We start from the raw sequence: 14,594 nt of genomic DNA, 5'->3' as shown, positions 1-14,594 counted from the left end.
TACGCACGAAGTGGGTTGACAGCACGGCACGGGTGCCCGACCCTTTCACTAGTTGACTAGTGAAAGGGTGGTTCTTATCCGTGCTGGAGTACCGCATCGACCGGCGCAGCGGTGTGGCCACCTACCTCCAGATCGTCCAGCAGACCAAACAGGCCCTGCGCCTGGGCCTGCTGGAACCAGGAGACCAGTTGCCCACCGCACGTGAGGTCGTCCAGGCGACCGCCATCAACCCGAACACCGTGCTCAAGGCCTACCGCGAGCTGGAACGCGAGGGCCTCGTCGAAGCGCGACGGGGCCTGGGAACCTTCGTGCGCACATCCCTGGGCAACGCCCCGGCCGACTCGCCACTGCGCGACGAACTGGCCGACTGGGCCCGGCGGGCCCGCACCGCCGGAATGGAGCGGGACGACGTGTCCGCGCTCTTCGCTTCCGTACTGGACCGACTCGTCAAGGGGGACGACGCGTGAAAGGCACGGTGATCGAGGCCCACGGCCTCGGCATGCGCTACGGGAAACGGCGCGGTTGGGCGCTGCGGGACTGCTCCCTGCGGCTCTCCGCCGGCCGCGTATGCGCACTCGTGGGACCCAACGGCGCCGGCAAGTCGACGCTGTTGGCGCTGGCCGCGGGCCTGCTGCGGCCCACCGAAGGAACCATCGACGCCCCGCCGCGCGAGGAACTGGCCTACGTCGCACAGGACAAGCCCCTCTACCCGCAGCTGACGGTGGGCGAGACCCTGCGCCTGGGCCGCGAGCTCAACTCCGGGCGCTGGGACGCCCCTCTCGCCGCGAGGATCGTCGCGGAGGGCGGCCTCGACACGGGCGCCCGCGTACGGACGCTCTCCGGCGGCCAGCGCACCCGGGTCGCCCTCGCCCTCGCGCTCGCCAAACGCCCCGGCCTGCTGCTCCTCGACGAACCGATGGCCGACCTCGACCCGCTCGCCCGGCACCAGCTGATGGGCACGCTGATGGGCGACGCCGCCGAGCACGGCACCACCGTGGTGATGTCCTCGCACATCCTCACCGAACTGGAGGGGGCCTGCGACCACCTGCTGCTCGTCGACGGCGGACGCGTCCGCCTGGCCGGGCCGATCGACGACGTCGTCGCCGCCCACACCGTCCTGACCGGCCCCACCGCCGACGCCGCGGACCTCGCCCCCCACACGGTGGTCGAATCCCGGACGACGGGCCGCCAACTCACCACGCTCGTCCGCTTGCAGGGCCCCGTCGACAAGACGCTCTGGCAGGCGACTGACCCGTCCCTGGAGGAAGTCCTGCTCTCCCACCTGCGCTCTCCCCAGGCCCCCGCACTCACCCTGCGCCCCGCCACCGCCGAGGCGGTGGACGCATGAGCGCGGTGATGCCCACCGGCCCCCGCTGGGTCGCCGTCCGCCAGCACCGGCGGGCGCTGTGGGTGCTGGCCGCGGCCATCGCCGTCAGCTTTCCCGCCCTGGTCGCGCTGCGCCTGCTGGCGAACCGCCCGACCGGAGCGCTCCCGCGCTCCTGGCAGTCCCTGGAGCGGTCCGTCATGGACCTGGCCTCCACGGGCATGCTGTTCCTGCCCCTGCTGGCGGGCGCCTTCGTCGCCGGTCCGATGGTCGCCCGCGAATGGGAGAGCGGCACCCACCGGCTCGCGCTGACGCAGTCGACGTCCCCGCGTGCCTGGCTCGCCTCCAAGGTCGTGGTGGCCGCGGCGGTGTGGGTGGTCGCCGCCGCCCTGTTCATCGGCGTCTACCGCTTCGGCTGGTCCCGGGTGGCGGACACGTACGGGTTCTCCTGGGCGGACCGCGGACCCTACGAGGCGACCGGCCCGGTCCTCGTCGCGTACGGCCTGCTGGCGATCGCGCTCGGCGCGGTCGTCGGCCAGCTCGTGCGCCGCACCGTGCCCGCGATGGCCGTCACGGGTCTGGTCACCGGTCTGGTCATGCTGGTCATGGGACACCTGCGCTGGTCGCTCGTGCCGGTGCGCACCGTCGCCACCCCGTTCTCGGCCTACCCGGACCAGCAGGTGCCGTCCGACGCCTTCCTGCGGGACGCCGGGTTCACCACCGGCTCGGGCGGGCGGCTGCCCGGATGGATCTGCTTCGAGCGGTCCGGCGATGCCGGTGTCTGCCCGGCCGACCTGGACATCGTCGGGAGGTACGCCGACTTCCACCCGCACGCGCACTACTGGTGGACCCAGCTCGTCGAGGGGTCCATCGTCCTGGTGCTGGCGGCCGCCGCGGGCTACGCCGCCTTCCGGATCCTCCGGGGCCGGTACGCCTGAGTCCTCCGGGACCGGCACGTCCCTGGCGCCGGCCCCGACCCACCGGGCCTGCCACCCCGTCCCGGACGGGGTGGCAGGCCCGGCCGCACGGCCGGGCCGTCCGGCCGTTACGAAGCCCCGCGGCCGGCGGAGAGGCGGGTGAGCTCCGCGTCCACGGAGCCGCGTTCATCCGCCCGGCCGTCCAGCGGATGCCGCCCGCGGCCCGCCGGTGCACGCTGTGGGGAAGGACAGCCAGCACCGCACAGACGAGGACGCCGCCATGTCCCACCGCCGTCGCATCGGCGCCATCACCGGTGCCGCAGCACTGCTGCTCAGCGCCACCGCCTGCTCGGGCCTGGGCCGGAGCACCGTCGGCGTGCTCACCTTCAGCGGACACGACTCGCCGGTCCAGGTGAGCTACTCCAACACCCTGGTCAAGGGCTGCCACCGCATCGCGGTCCCGCGCGGCGCCACCCACGTGGAGAACAACACCCTCGTGGACGTCGTGCTGTACCGCACGGAAGACTGCCGCAAGGGCGAGCGGGACGAGGGCGTCTACGTCGCCACCACCCTCTCCAACGTCACCGCCCCCCACACCCTGCCCTGGCGCAGCTTCAGCGTCATCCACTGACCCCACCCGGCCGGGGCCACGTGCCCCGCCCGGCGCCCCGGCCCGCCGCGCAGCACGGGCGGACCCGCGCGGGCGCCGCGCACCGCCGCCCGCCCCGCACCCACCGGGAGACCCCGATGCCCTGCCTCGACCGACGTGACCTCGCCCTGCTGGCCCTGCGGGCCGGAACGGGCGCGGTGCTGATGGCGCACGGGACGCAGAAGCTGTTCGGCTGGTTCGGCGGCGGGGGCCTGGAGCAGACCGCCGCCGGCATGGAGCACATGGGCTTCACCCCCGGCCGCGAGAGCGCCATCGCCGCCGGACTCGGCGAGGCGGGCGGGGGCGCCCTGCTCGCCCTGGGCCTGGCCACCCCGGCGGCCGGTGCGGCAGCCGCCGGCGCCATGGCCGGCGCGGTCTCCGTCCACGCGCCCGCCGGCTTCTTCGCCCAGGGCGGCGGCTACGAATACCCCGCCTTCCTCGGCTTCACCGCCGCGGCCATCGGTCTCGCGGGCCCGGGCCGGTACTCCGTCGACCACGCCACCGGCCACTGCCTCAACCAGCCGTGGACCCTCGCCCTGGCCTTCGCGGGCAGCGCCCTCGCCGCGGCCGCCATCGTCACCAAGCGCGCCAGGAACCGCCCGGACACCACCGAGGAATAGCCCCGGGCCCCGCCCCCGGCGAGGCTAGCCGGAGGGGCCTGGTCCGGAGCTCCGGTGTGAGTGAACCCCGCATCCCCCGCTCGCATGGAGGCCGTTGGGATGCGGACCGGATGGACCGGGGCGAGTCGGCGCTGCTGTGCTTCGTCCTCGTCTCGGACGCCGACGTGCTGCTCACCTCGCCGTTGGCGAACCTCCGGCCCCGTAGGGCGGTGGCGGTGGCACCGCCCGCGGACGGCCGAGCCGGCGTCGCCCGGCCGTCAGCCGCGAGCCGTGCGCCGGGACGCTCCCCAGACCCACATGCTGTGCACCACCGGCTCCAAGGCTCGTCCCCGGTCCGTCAGTACGTAGTGCACCCGGGCGGCCCAGCCGGGGGTGCGGTGGCGCTCGACGACGCCCGCAGCGGTCAGCTGCGCCAGCCGGTCGGAGAGCACCTTGTCCGACAGGGCGGGCAGGGCGGCGGACAGCTCGGTGTACGCGGCCCGATCGCGGCGGAGCAACTCGCGGCGCACCAGCGGCGTCCACCGGCCGCCCAGCGCGGCGAGGGTGATGTCGACGGGGCAGCGGGGCTCGTCGCCCGGCGGGACGAGCGCACCGTCCGGGCAGTCCGCCAGCGGACCCCCGTCGTGCGCCGGTACGTGTCCAACCGTTTGGTGAGTCACGAGAGCCCCTTCTAAGGTCCGTGGAGAAACAGCCCGCCCACGTTCCTCCAGGGGGCCTCATGCGCGTCCACCACCTCAACTGCGGTTCCCTCCGTGAGATTCCGCCGCTCGGCGACACACCCCCGGCAGGCGCCGCAGCACCGCAGAGGGCCGCCGTCTGCCACTGCCTGCTCATCGAGACGGACGAGGACGGTCTGGTGCTGGTCGACACCGGACTCGGCACCGCGGACCTGCGACACCCCGAGCGGTCGCTCGGCGCGGACTGGCTGGCCCACGCCCGGCCCGCACTGGACCCCGGGGAGAGCGCGCTGCACCAGGTCGTCCGCCTCGGCCACGCACCGCGGGACGTACGGCACATCGTCCTCACCCACCTGCACCGCGACCACACCGGGGGGCTGCCGGACTTCCCCCGCGCACAGGTGCACGTACACCCCGACGAGTACCGGGCCGTCACCGACCCGACGGCGCCGCACCACCACGGCAGCCTCGCCCGCTTCATGCCCGCGCACCGGGCCCACGGCCCGCTGCTGACGCCCGCACGCGTCGACGAGCACACCCCGTGGTTCGGCTTCACGGGCGCGGCGCGACCGCAAGGGATGGCGACCGAGCTGCTGCTGGTACCGCTGCCCGGCCATTCGGCGGGTCACGCGGGCGTCGCCGTGCGCGGCGGCGACGGGCGGTGGCTGCTGCACGCGGGCGACGCGTACATGTACCACGGCGAGATCGAGCACACCCCGCCCTTCCCCCACCCCGTCTTCGAACCGGTCCAACAGGGGGCGCAGACCGACGGCACGGCGCGCGTCGCCACCCGCGACCGACTGCGCGCCCTGCGCCGCGACCACGCGGACGAGGTCACCGTCTTCAGCGCCCACGACCCCTGGGAACTGGCCCGTCTCACCACCACCGACCGGACGGTGCCGACCGCCTAGGTGTGTTGTTCGGGCAGGACGAGTCCGCCACGAGGCCGTCGTCCGGCCGGCCTCCTCCATACCGTCCGGCCGGGCAGCGCGCCGTTCAGCGCACCCGTTTGGCACCGATCAGCACGCGGTAGCGCGGCCGGCCGGCGAAGTCGGCGAGGGTCCACAGTGCCGGACGGCCCACCTCCGCACACAGGTGCAGGACGGTGCCGCCACCGGCCCACACGCCCACGTGGGCGCCGTACGGATCGCGGTCCGCGCCGAACAGCAGCAGGTCCAGCACCTGCGGTCGCGCGACCCCGGTGGTGTGCCTGGTGTCGCTCCACAGGTCGTCGGAGCGCAGCGGTGGCACGGCCCGGCCGAAGTGCCGCAGCACCGCGTAGGAGAACAGCTGGCAGTTGGCGCCCTCGGCCAGATCGGGACGGCGCCGGACGGCCGCCGACCCGGGGAACCGGAAACCGGCGTACGGCACGGTCCCGAACGCGTCCGGCAGCGCCGCGAGGAGGGGGCCCATGGCGCCATCCTGCCGTGCGCGGTCCGGCGGCGACAGACCCGGCGGCGGCAACCGGGGCGGGCACGCCGCGCGACCGGCGGTCCGGCCCCGGTGCTACGGCCGCGTGCCGATCCGTCCCACGGCCAGCCGCACCGCGCCGATCGTCAGGTCCGGATCGTGCACCTGCACGTAGTGGTCGCTCCCGGTCGCCAGGTACTGCGGTGTCTGCGGCCCGAGCCGCACCAGGCTCCGCTGCACCACCGGCCAGGCCCGCTCCAGCGTGTCCAGCAGGGCCTTCGGAGCGCCGGGGGGCGCGGCGAACGGTTCGGTCTTGCTGAGGACGACCAGGGGCACCGCGGGCAGCGGCCCCGCCGCCTCGATCGCGGCCACGGCGCCGTCCACGTCGACCGTCTCGAATCCCCGCTGCGCGGCGAGCGGCGTGCCGGGGCTGTCGAGCAGCTTCAGGTAGGCGGGCCACTGGGCCCCGAAGAGCGGCCGCATGTCCGTGCCGAAGGCGTCGACGAAGACGAGGCCGGCCGTCTTGTGGGGGTTCCGCTGGGCGTACAGCCGGGTGATCATCCCGCCGTACGAGTGGCCGACGAGCAGATAGGGCGCGGGCAGGTGCGCGGCCGTCAGCAGCCGGTCGAGGTCGTCGGCCATCGCGGTGAGGGAGCGCGTGCCGCCCACCGGCGTGCTGCGGGTGGTGAGGGCGGGCGGGTCCGAGTAGCGGACGGTACCGGGCCGGTCGTACGTGCAGACCCGCGCGAACGCGGCGACGCCGGGGAACACGGCCGGGGACTTCGGTACGGGCGGCCGGGTGTCGGTGAAGGTCCAGGTGTCGGAGGAGTCGTGCAGCCCGGACTCCAGGATCACGGTGGGGCGGCCGCTGCCCTTGCAGCTCAGGTGGATCCGTCGGCCACCCCCGATGTCGACCGGGCCGGAGAAGTCGCCGGAGGACGGTACGGAGGAGGACGCGGCCGGTGCGCCGGGCCCGGCCGCGGGCGCGTGGCACCCGGACACACCGGACACGCAGGCCAGGACGGCAGCGGCCGCACGGCAGGCCAGGAACGGATTGCGCCGGTGCATCGATCCTCCACGGATCCTCTGAGTGCGGCACGACCCCGGCCCGGGGCGGGCCGGCACGGGCCCGCCGCGACCGGGGCGGGTGGCGGCGGGCGGTCTCAGACCTGGCCGAGGTCGGAGCTCACCCACCGCGTGGGCCGCATGTGGATCACGACCTGCTCGCCGTGTTCCTTCCACGCGAAGTCCACGTAGGGCGCGACCTTGTCGGCGGGCAGGTACCGGGACGACATCTCGACCAGCTGCTCGCGCTTCGCGGGTACGGTCGACACCACGGGCCCCTCGACCGACACGTACCGGATCGTCGGCTCCACGCGGTCCACCATGAGGGTGAACCGGCCTGCGGCCGCGATCAGTTCGGCCTTCCGGGACGCACGGCCCGTCATGATCCAGATGTCGCCGCCGGGCGCGTACTGGTACCAGATGGGGACGGTCAGCGGTCCGCGCCCGCCCTCCGCACCCGCATCGACGGCGAGGGCGGCGATGTGGGGCTCGGCGAGGAACTGCTCACGTTCGGTATCGGACAGGGCCACGGCACACTCCTTCGGCAGGAAAGACGTACGACAAGAAAACCCGGTCCCGGGCCCGGCCATTCCCCCTGTCACCCGGTTGGCCGACCACCGGCGTCCGGAGCGGTCGGGGACCGGTCGGGCCGCCCGGCCGCCCGGGCCGGGCCGGGACCCGCCCTGGCCCGGGGGCCGTCCTCGGCCGGCTGGGCATGCCAACCGGCCTGTTTCCAGGGCGAGATGGATGGTCGATACGACTGCCGGAACCGGGCCGGACGCGGGTACCATCGCACGGCGAGCCGTAACGGCCCCGGTCCCGAGGCCGCCCAGAAGCGAATCCGAGGCCCCGTATGAGCGTGCCGGGTTCCCCGTCCCCCGAAGCCGCCGACCTGGCCGCCCGCAAGGGCTTCGGCCGACTCGAACACACCTTCCTGCCGAGGAAGGAGCTCGACGTGCGGGACGGGCGCCGAGGACTGTTCATGGCCGGTGCGATCGCCGGCACCGCAGCCCTGGGCGCCGGCGGCGTCCTGCTCTGGACCTCCTACTCCCGCATCCTCGCCCTGTACCCGCTGTTCCTGACGGTGCTGGCCGTCGGAGCCCTGGTCAAGAGCCCGAACTTCCGCAGGAAGGTCGCCGGCCGGCGGCTGCACCTCTTCGAGCAGGGCCTGCTCGTGGACTCGGGGGGCGGTCGGCTCTTCGCGCTCCGCTGGGAGCATGCGGTCCACTACCAGGCCACCGTCCAGGAAGTGATCGAGTACAAGGGCACCACCACCCCCTTCAAGACCTCCCACGTCTCCACCCTGGTGGCGCCGGACGGCACCCGATTCGACGTCACGGACTCCTTCGCCGACCACGGCACCTGGCTGCCGCTGATCGGCGAGGCCATCGCCCGCGCCCAGGCACAGCGGGTGTGGGACGCGGTGCGCGGCGGGCGGAAGGCGGCCCACGGACCCTTCACGCTGGACGCCACCGGCATCTCCACCACTCGCGGCGGCACGCTGCCCTGGTCCGCGGTCGAGGCGGTCGACGTCAGCGGGGGAGCGGTGATCGTCCGCCGCGCCGGGCAGCCGAAGCCCTGGGCCCGGGCCGAGGTCAAGACCGTGCCCAACCTCCTCCTCTTCCTGACCCTCGCCGCGCGGCTTCGCCGGGCCTGAACCGGACCGCCCGCACGCCCCCGCAGCCGCCCCCGGGCCCCGCCCCGCTCGGTGCCGCGGCCGGCCACCCCCGGGGGAATGGCCGCCCGTTCCAGGGGCATACGCGGGAAACGCAGTGGACGCGCAGGGCGCTGGAGGTGTCGGCAATGACGGGTACCAAGGTTCTCGAATTCTTCCCCGCCGGGGGACCGCACGGCAGTTGGCCGGCGGAGGAGTACGCCGCGCAACGCAGGGCGCAGGGGCAGCCGGCCAGCGTCGTCATGGACCTGGAACGGGACGCCTTCCTGGTCGTGGCGCCCGAACAGGACGGAGCCCAGGCCGTCGCGTGACGAGGGGTCGTGCGACGGCCGCGGTCAGGTGAGGGGCTTCGCACGGACGTGCATGCGCTCCCCCTGCCGGCCGAACAGGCTCAGGATCTCCACCGGCCGGCCGTCCGCGCTGCTGAACCAGTGCGGCACGCGGGTGTCGAACTCGGCCGCCTCGCCGGGGCCGAGGACCAGATCGTGCTCGCCGATGACGAGCCGCAGGCGGCCGTCGAGCACGTACAGCCACTCGTAGCCCTCGTGCGTCCGGTGGTCCGGGGCGTCACCCCGGTCCGTGATGATCATCTTGTACGCCTGGAGCGGTCCGGGAGTCCGGGTGAGGGGGACGAACGTACCGCCCCTCGCCAACGGATGCGACGTCAGCCGCACCCGCGGGTCACCCACCTCGGGGGCGCCGACCAGGTCGTCCAAGGGCACCTGGTACACCCCGGCGAGCGGGAGCAGCAGCTCCAGGCTGGGGCGGCGCTGCCCGGATTCGAGCCGGGACAGGGTGCTCTTGGAGATCCCGGTCTCCGCGGAGAGCGCGGCCAGGGTCAGGCCGCGCCGGGCGCGCAGCCGGCGCAACCTGGGCGCGACTTCGTCGAGGACCGCCTGGTACGGCGGGGGCGGAGGCGAGGGCGGCGTGGTGTCCATGACCGCATTCCATCCCGCCCGTCCCGGAATTGGCAACGATAATTGCCGTGGCGGCCCGACCGGTGCACGCTCCCCGCCATGACCACACACCAGGCCCCCGACCCCGCGAGCGCGGACCGCGCCGGACACGACCGCACCACACCGTTGAACCCCGCACCCGACCGGGCCCCGGACGCGAGCCCGCCACCGGCGGCCTCGCCCCGGTGGGCGCTGGCCGCGCTCTCCCTGTCCGTGCTGCTCTCCTCGCTCGGCACGAGCATCGCCAACGTGGGACTGCCCACGCTGACGCAGGAGTTCGACGCCCCCTTCCACCGGGTCCAGTGGGTCGTGCTGGCCTACCTCCTCGCCCTCACCACCGTCATCGTCGGTGTCGGACGGCTCGGCGACCTCGTCGGCCGCAAACGGCTGCTCCTCGCCGGGATCCTCCTCTTCACGCTGGCCTCGGCGCTGTGCGGCGGTGCGCCGACGCTGTCTCTGCTGATCGCCGCCCGGGTGGCGCAGGGGCTGGGCGCGGCCGCCATGATGGCGCTCACGATGGCGTTCGTCGGCGAGAGCGTCCCCAAGGAGCGGACCGGCGCCGCGATGGGCCTCCTCGGCACCATGTCCGCGATCGGCACCGCACTGGGCCCCTCGCTCGGCGGCGCCCTCCTCTCCGGACCGGGCTGGCGGGCGATCTTCCTGGTCAACGTGCCTCTCGGCATCGCGACCCTCCTCCTCGCCCACCGCCACCTGCCCGTCGACCGGCGCGACCCCGCGGCCGGCCGACCCGGCTCGGGCCATCGTCTCGACCACCGCTTCGGCTACCGGGGCACGCTGCTGCTCGCGCTGACGCTCGGTGCGTACGCACTCGCCATGACCTCCGGGAGCGGCGGCTTCGGGCTGCGCACCGCGGCCCTGTTGCTGGTCGCCGGCACCGGAGCCGCCCTCTTCGTACGGGCCGAGGCGAGAGCGGCCGCACCGCTGGTCCGGCCGGCGAGCCTGCGCGATCCGGCACTGCGGGCGAGCCTCGCGATGAGCGCGCTCGTCTCGACGGTGATGATGGCGACCCTGGTCGTCGGGCCGTTCCATCTGTCCCGGGCGCTCGGTCTGGCCCCCGCCGGCGTCGGCGCCGTCCTGTCCGTCGGCCCGCTCGTCGCCGCGCTGGCCGGTGTGCCCGCCGGGCGCGTCGCCGACCGCTTCGGCGCCCGGCGGACGACCGGCGCGGGGCTCGTCGCCATGGTGGCGGGCTCCTGCGGCCTGGCGCTGGCCCCGGCGGAGTTCGGTGCAGGGGGCTACCTCGCCCCCCTGGTCGTGGTCACGGCCGGCTACGCGGTCTTCCAGACGGCCAACAACACCGCCGTGATGGCGGACACGGACCCGGCCGAGCGGGGCGTCACCTCCGGCCTGCTCAACCTGTCCCGCAACCTCGGACTGGTCACCGGCGCGTCCGTCATGGGCGCCGTGTTCGCAGTGGCGTCGGGGACGCGTGACGTGGCGCAGGCGGGCCCCGCGGCCGTCGCGGAAGGGACGCGGACCACGTTCGCCGTCGCCGCGCTCCTCCTGGGCCTCGCGCTCGCCGTCCTCGCGTCCGGGCGCAGCCGTGGCCCCGGTGGCAGTCGCCGTCGTGGTCGTCGCCGCTCCGCGTAGCGCGAGGCGCGCACCCGTACGGTCGGCCGGGGTGCGAGGACGCGGATCCGATGCGGCGTCAGGACGCGGCGGAGCCTCCGGCGCGTGCGATGCCGTCGAGCTCCGCGTCGATCCAGGACCGCTCGGCCGCCCGCGCGTGCCGGTCGCGGGCGTCCTCCACGACGGCCCACCCCCGGTCGCCGTCGGGGGAGAGGACCTCGACCAGGTGGTGGTCGAGGTGGCCCGTGACCATGACGGCGATGAGGGAGAGGTACTCGCGCTGCAATGCGGGGGCGAGGCGGCTCTCCGCGGGAACCTCCAGCACGGGCCCGGGGTCGTCCCCCAGGAGGGTGCAGGTGGTCTCGACGGCCCGGATCAGCAGCTCGAACCGGTCACCGGTCAACCGGGCCCGCAGCAACTCCAGGTAGGGGCCCAGGACATCGGACTCCCGGCCGTCGCCGGGTCCGGAAGGACGGCACCCGATCATGTTCCCCCTCCCGGACGGCCGCGTCCCGACGCAGTGTAGGGAGCGGCCGCCGAAGCCAGGACGCTCTTCGGCCACTTCCGCGACCGTCACGGGTGCGGCCGTCACGAGACCTTCACAACCTCGCCCCGTACGTGAACAGGACTTCTCGCCGGAGGGAGCCTCGCCCGGGCCCGGCCCCAAGGGTCGCGCCCGGTCCCCGCGGCATCGGGGCGCGAGGGCCCCCGGCGCCGGGTCGGGCGAGGTCGGAGGCCGCCGGGGCCGCACTTCGCCGGTGCGGGGGCGTGACGTGCACATCTGTGGCCGGAAGAGACTCATGGCCGGTGCGGGGGGCGGGGGTTCGCAAGGGAAGATCGAGGCTGTCACTGTCCGGCATCATCCGGCCAGACGTGCGAGCGCGCCGAACATGCCGAACGCATATTCATCGTGAATACACGTTCGGTATTTTCAGGATGAATGCAGCATCTTCTCTCACCCTACATTGACAGTGCGCTCCGCCCTGAGGGTTAATTGGCCCAGGGGTGGCCTGATGTGGTCGAGCGTCGGCGCGATCTGGTCGTTCCGCGACCGGATTGGTTTCGTCGGGCGTGGTGTGCCACCGTGACGAATGCTGCACTAGAGGGGTGTGATCCGGCTCGCAGCGCACACGACGACATATTGAGCTGGTATTGGTGGACAAGGCTTTCTTATTTAGGGGGATCAATGACCCAGCTCAACTCTTTCTCTGTTCCTGATTTTCACCTCCCCTTCGGGAACTCCAAGCACCCGCTCGCCGCACGCGCCAATGCCGACGCCACGTCCTGGGCGGTGCGCCACGAGCTCGTCACCGACGCCGTGGAGCAGTTCGCGGGAATTGGTTTCGGCCACCTCGCCGGCCGGGTGAGCGGTGAAGTGCCCTACGAGACGGTGGCCCTGCTCGCCGAATGGATGGCCTGGTCCTTCGTTCTCGACGACCAGCACGACCACCTCATCAGGACGGGGGAACTGGAGGCCTGGCGCCCCGTGGTCGGTGCGATCACCGAGCACCTGGAGACCGGTGGGACCCCGGAGGCGCCGGGGACGCCGGACACCCAGGGGGCCCGCAGGGCCCGGCAGACGCAGGGGGCCCGAGCGGCGCAAGGGGCCGGAGCGCGCCGCAATCCACTGGTGAGCGGGTTCGTCGACGTCTGCGACCGCATCCTGGCCGGGATGTCCGAGGGCACCGCCGCCCGCTACCGGGCACACGTCCCGCTCATGCTCCACTCCCTCGACCAGGAGGCGGGCAACCGCGGCACGGTCGGGCGGCCGTCGGTCGACGAGTACATCCTCATGCGCCGGCACAGCTCCCAGATGCTCCCGATGATGGACATGGTGGAGGCCGGCCTCGGCATCGACCTGCCGCAGCGCATCCACGACCTCCCCGAATTCAAGGCGCTCATCGCGAGCGCCGTGGACGTGATCTCGTGGGGCAACGACGTCTTCTCGCTCCCGAAGGAGTACTCCTGCGGGGACAACAACAACCTGGTCTCCCTCATCGCCTCCTGGGAGGGGTGCTCGCTCGCCGACGGCGTCCGGGCCGTCGAGAACCGGATCCAGGCCCGCATCGAGGACTTCCTGACCGGAGAGCGGCTCCTCTTCGAGACCCTGGACGCGCGCGGGGAGACGGACGGGGCCATTCGCGCCGACGTCGCCCGGTGCGTGCGCAGTTACGAAGACTGGATCATCGGCGCGGATCTGTGGCAGCGTTACGAGTGCACGCGGTACAGCGACGAACGGTTCGCTGCCGGGCTGGAGTCTGCGTACACCCGCCCGGACCTGGTCTGGGTGGCATGACAGGGAGTCGGTCCATGGCACGAGTCGAGCAGGACGGCACTGCGGTCAACGCCCCCGTGGTGCCGGGTCGGTTACCCCTCCTGGGTCACGCACTGCCCCTGTGGCGGGAGCCGATCGCGTTCCTGGAATCCCTGCGGGACCACGGAGAGGTGGTGCGGCTCGACATCGGGACGTGGCCCGTGCACGTCCTCACGAGCCCGGACCACGTCCACGCCGTACTGGTCCAGCAGGCGCAGAAGTTCGGCCGCGGCAGGGTCTTCGACCGGCTCCGCCCGATGTTCGGCAACGGGCTGGTGACGACCGACGGCGACTTCCACCGCAAGCAGCGGCGGATGATCCAGCCGGCCTTCCACCGCAACCACATCGCGGAGTACGCGGCGGTGATGGGCCGGCAGGCCGACGAGATGACCGCGTCCTGGACGGCCGGCCGCGCCGTCTCGATGATCACCGAGACCCGCCGGTACGCGCTCGCCTCGGTCGCCGAGATGATCTTCTCGGGGGACCTGAGCCGCCCCGCCGTCGCCGAGGTGCACCGCTCGCTGCCCGTCGTCCTGGAGGGCATGCTCGTACGGGCGGTCATGCCCAAGGCCCTCGACCGGCTCCCCATACCGCTCAACCGCAGGTTCGACACCGCCGCGGCCCGCCTGCGCCAGATCATCGACCAGGTGATCGCGCAGTACGTGGCCGCGGGGGAGGACCGCAGCGACCTGCTGTCCATGCTGCTCTCCAGCGTCGACGCCGAGACGGGCACCACCATGAGCCCCGAACAGGTCCGGGACGAGGTGATCGCCATCATGTTCGCCGGTACGGAGACCTCGGCGACCACCCTGGCCTGGGTCTTCCACGAACTCGGCCGCCATCCCGAGGTGGAGGCGCGCATGCACGCCGAGGTCGACGCCGTGGTGGGCGCCGGACCCGTACGCCCCGAGCAGCTCTCCGCCCTGACGTACACGAACAGCGTCTTCCAGGAGGCCCTGCGGCTCCACTCGCCGCTGCTCTTCACCCGGCGCGCCCTCGTCCCGCTCACCCTGGGCGGCGTCGCCATCCCGGCCGGCGCCGAAGTCGCCTACAGCCCGTACGCGTTGCACCGGGACCCCGCGCTCTTCCGCGATCCGACGGTCTTCGATCCGGACCGCTGGCTGGAGGGTGCGAAGGACCGCCCGCGCGACCACCGGTACGTCCCCTTCGGGGCGGGCCAGCACAAGTGCATAGGCGACACCTTCGCCGTGGCGGAGATCCTGACCGCGCTGGCCACGGTGGCGTCCTCGTGGCGACTGGTCCCGGCTCCGGGGGTGACGGTCCGCCAGGTCCCGGCCGGCATTCCCCAGCCGAGCGAGCTGCCGATGATTCCCGTACCGCGGCGTTGACGGAAACGGCCGTTTCCGCTCGTTTCTGAGGGGGAAACCCGCCAATCCTTT

At 73.3% G+C, this 14,594-nt stretch carries 17 protein-coding genes; 11 read left to right on the top strand and 6 right to left on the bottom strand.

What is annotated here, in order from left to right:
* Positions 1-80: 80 nt before the first annotated feature.
* The 5 genes from CP968_RS00835 to CP968_RS00815 all read left to right on the top strand — a co-directional run bounded on the left by CP968_RS00835 (position 81) and on the right by CP968_RS00815 (position 3,510).
* Positions 81-467 carry a GntR family transcriptional regulator gene (locus tag CP968_RS00835; protein ID WP_150516154.1) on the top strand — a complete coding sequence of 129 codons (387 nt, stop codon included), beginning with the start codon at positions 81-83 and terminating at the stop codon, positions 465-467.
* The gene (locus CP968_RS00830) at positions 464-1,348 is read left to right on the top strand and encodes an ABC transporter ATP-binding protein (RefSeq protein WP_150516153.1); all 885 of its coding nucleotides are present in this window, start codon (positions 464-466) and stop codon (positions 1,346-1,348) included. The genes CP968_RS00835 and CP968_RS00830 overlap by 4 nt, the downstream gene beginning before the upstream one ends.
* Entirely contained in the window at positions 1,345-2,262 is a 918-nt protein-coding gene (locus CP968_RS00825; protein WP_150516152.1) for an ABC transporter permease, read from the top strand. Before CP968_RS00830 ends, CP968_RS00825 begins: the two co-directional genes overlap by 4 nt.
* Positions 2,263-2,521: 259 nt before the next feature.
* A complete protein-coding gene (locus CP968_RS00820) occupies positions 2,522-2,872 on the top strand; it encodes a hypothetical protein (protein WP_150516151.1) in 351 nt (116 codons plus the stop codon).
* A 116-nt stretch (positions 2,873-2,988) separates the two neighbouring features.
* On the top strand, positions 2,989-3,510 hold the full coding sequence (locus CP968_RS00815; protein ID WP_150516150.1) for a DoxX family protein: 522 nt from the start codon (positions 2,989-2,991) through the stop codon (positions 3,508-3,510).
* 257 nt (positions 3,511-3,767) lie between these two features.
* Here the strand turns inward: CP968_RS00815 and CP968_RS00810 are convergent, their stop codons facing one another.
* Positions 3,768-4,169, bottom strand: coding sequence for a winged helix-turn-helix transcriptional regulator (locus CP968_RS00810; RefSeq protein ID WP_208835963.1), 402 nt, complete (start codon positions 4,167-4,169; stop codon positions 3,768-3,770).
* Positions 4,170-4,228: 59 nt separating this feature from the next.
* Between CP968_RS00810 and CP968_RS00805 the strand changes: the two genes are divergently transcribed.
* Positions 4,229-5,098, top strand: a complete 870-nt coding sequence (locus CP968_RS00805; RefSeq protein ID WP_150516149.1) for an MBL fold metallo-hydrolase — start codon at positions 4,229-4,231, stop codon at positions 5,096-5,098.
* 85 nt (positions 5,099-5,183) lie between these two features.
* Here CP968_RS00805 and CP968_RS00800 read toward each other — a convergent pair whose 3' ends face one another.
* From CP968_RS00800 to CP968_RS00790, 3 genes are all read right to left on the bottom strand, one after another.
* Positions 5,184-5,600, bottom strand: coding sequence for an NlpC/P60 family protein (locus CP968_RS00800; protein WP_150516148.1), 417 nt, complete (start codon positions 5,598-5,600; stop codon positions 5,184-5,186).
* A gap of 93 nt (positions 5,601-5,693) precedes the next feature.
* Positions 5,694-6,665, bottom strand: coding sequence for an alpha/beta fold hydrolase (locus CP968_RS00795; RefSeq protein WP_150516147.1), 972 nt, complete (start codon positions 6,663-6,665; stop codon positions 5,694-5,696).
* Between the two features lie 95 nt (positions 6,666-6,760).
* Positions 6,761-7,192: a pyridoxamine 5'-phosphate oxidase family protein gene (locus CP968_RS00790; RefSeq protein ID WP_150516146.1), complete on the bottom strand. Its 432-nt coding sequence runs from the start codon at positions 7,190-7,192 to the stop codon at positions 6,761-6,763.
* 323 nt (positions 7,193-7,515) lie between these two features.
* Between CP968_RS00790 and CP968_RS00785 the strand changes: the two genes are divergently transcribed.
* Positions 7,516-8,319 carry a DUF6585 family protein gene (locus CP968_RS00785; RefSeq protein ID WP_150516145.1) on the top strand — a complete coding sequence of 268 codons (804 nt, stop codon included), beginning with the start codon at positions 7,516-7,518 and terminating at the stop codon, positions 8,317-8,319.
* A gap of 146 nt (positions 8,320-8,465) precedes the next feature.
* The gene (locus tag CP968_RS00780; protein WP_150516144.1) at positions 8,466-8,648 is read left to right on the top strand and encodes a hypothetical protein; all 183 of its coding nucleotides are present in this window, start codon (positions 8,466-8,468) and stop codon (positions 8,646-8,648) included.
* A 24-nt stretch (positions 8,649-8,672) separates the two neighbouring features.
* Here the strand turns inward: CP968_RS00780 and CP968_RS00775 are convergent, their stop codons facing one another.
* Positions 8,673-9,275 carry a helix-turn-helix domain-containing protein gene (locus CP968_RS00775; RefSeq protein WP_150516143.1) on the bottom strand — a complete coding sequence of 201 codons (603 nt, stop codon included), beginning with the start codon at positions 9,273-9,275 and terminating at the stop codon, positions 8,673-8,675.
* A gap of 78 nt (positions 9,276-9,353) precedes the next feature.
* Between CP968_RS00775 and CP968_RS00770 the strand changes: the two genes are divergently transcribed.
* Positions 9,354-10,901 carry an MFS transporter gene (locus CP968_RS00770; protein ID WP_150516142.1) on the top strand — a complete coding sequence of 516 codons (1,548 nt, stop codon included), beginning with the start codon at positions 9,354-9,356 and terminating at the stop codon, positions 10,899-10,901.
* 58 nt (positions 10,902-10,959) lie between these two features.
* Here CP968_RS00770 and CP968_RS00765 read toward each other — a convergent pair whose 3' ends face one another.
* Positions 10,960-11,367: a hypothetical protein gene (locus CP968_RS00765; RefSeq protein WP_150516141.1), complete on the bottom strand. Its 408-nt coding sequence runs from the start codon at positions 11,365-11,367 to the stop codon at positions 10,960-10,962.
* Positions 11,368-12,066: 699 nt separating this feature from the next.
* Here CP968_RS00765 and CP968_RS00760 point away from each other — a divergent pair.
* Together CP968_RS00760 and CP968_RS00755 are read left to right on the top strand one after the other, a co-directional pair.
* On the top strand, positions 12,067-13,176 hold the full coding sequence (locus tag CP968_RS00760; protein WP_150516140.1) for a terpene synthase family protein: 1,110 nt from the start codon (positions 12,067-12,069) through the stop codon (positions 13,174-13,176).
* A gap of 14 nt (positions 13,177-13,190) precedes the next feature.
* On the top strand, positions 13,191-14,543 hold the full coding sequence (locus CP968_RS00755) for a cytochrome P450 (protein WP_150516139.1): 1,353 nt from the start codon (positions 13,191-13,193) through the stop codon (positions 14,541-14,543).
* The last annotated feature ends 51 nt before the right edge of the window (positions 14,544-14,594 follow it).

The sequence above is a fragment of the Streptomyces subrutilus genome (genome assembly GCF_008704535.1).
Taxonomy (GTDB): Bacteria; Actinomycetota; Actinomycetes; order Streptomycetales; family Streptomycetaceae; genus Streptomyces; species Streptomyces subrutilus.
This window is presented reverse-complemented; position numbering and strand designations above follow the sequence as displayed.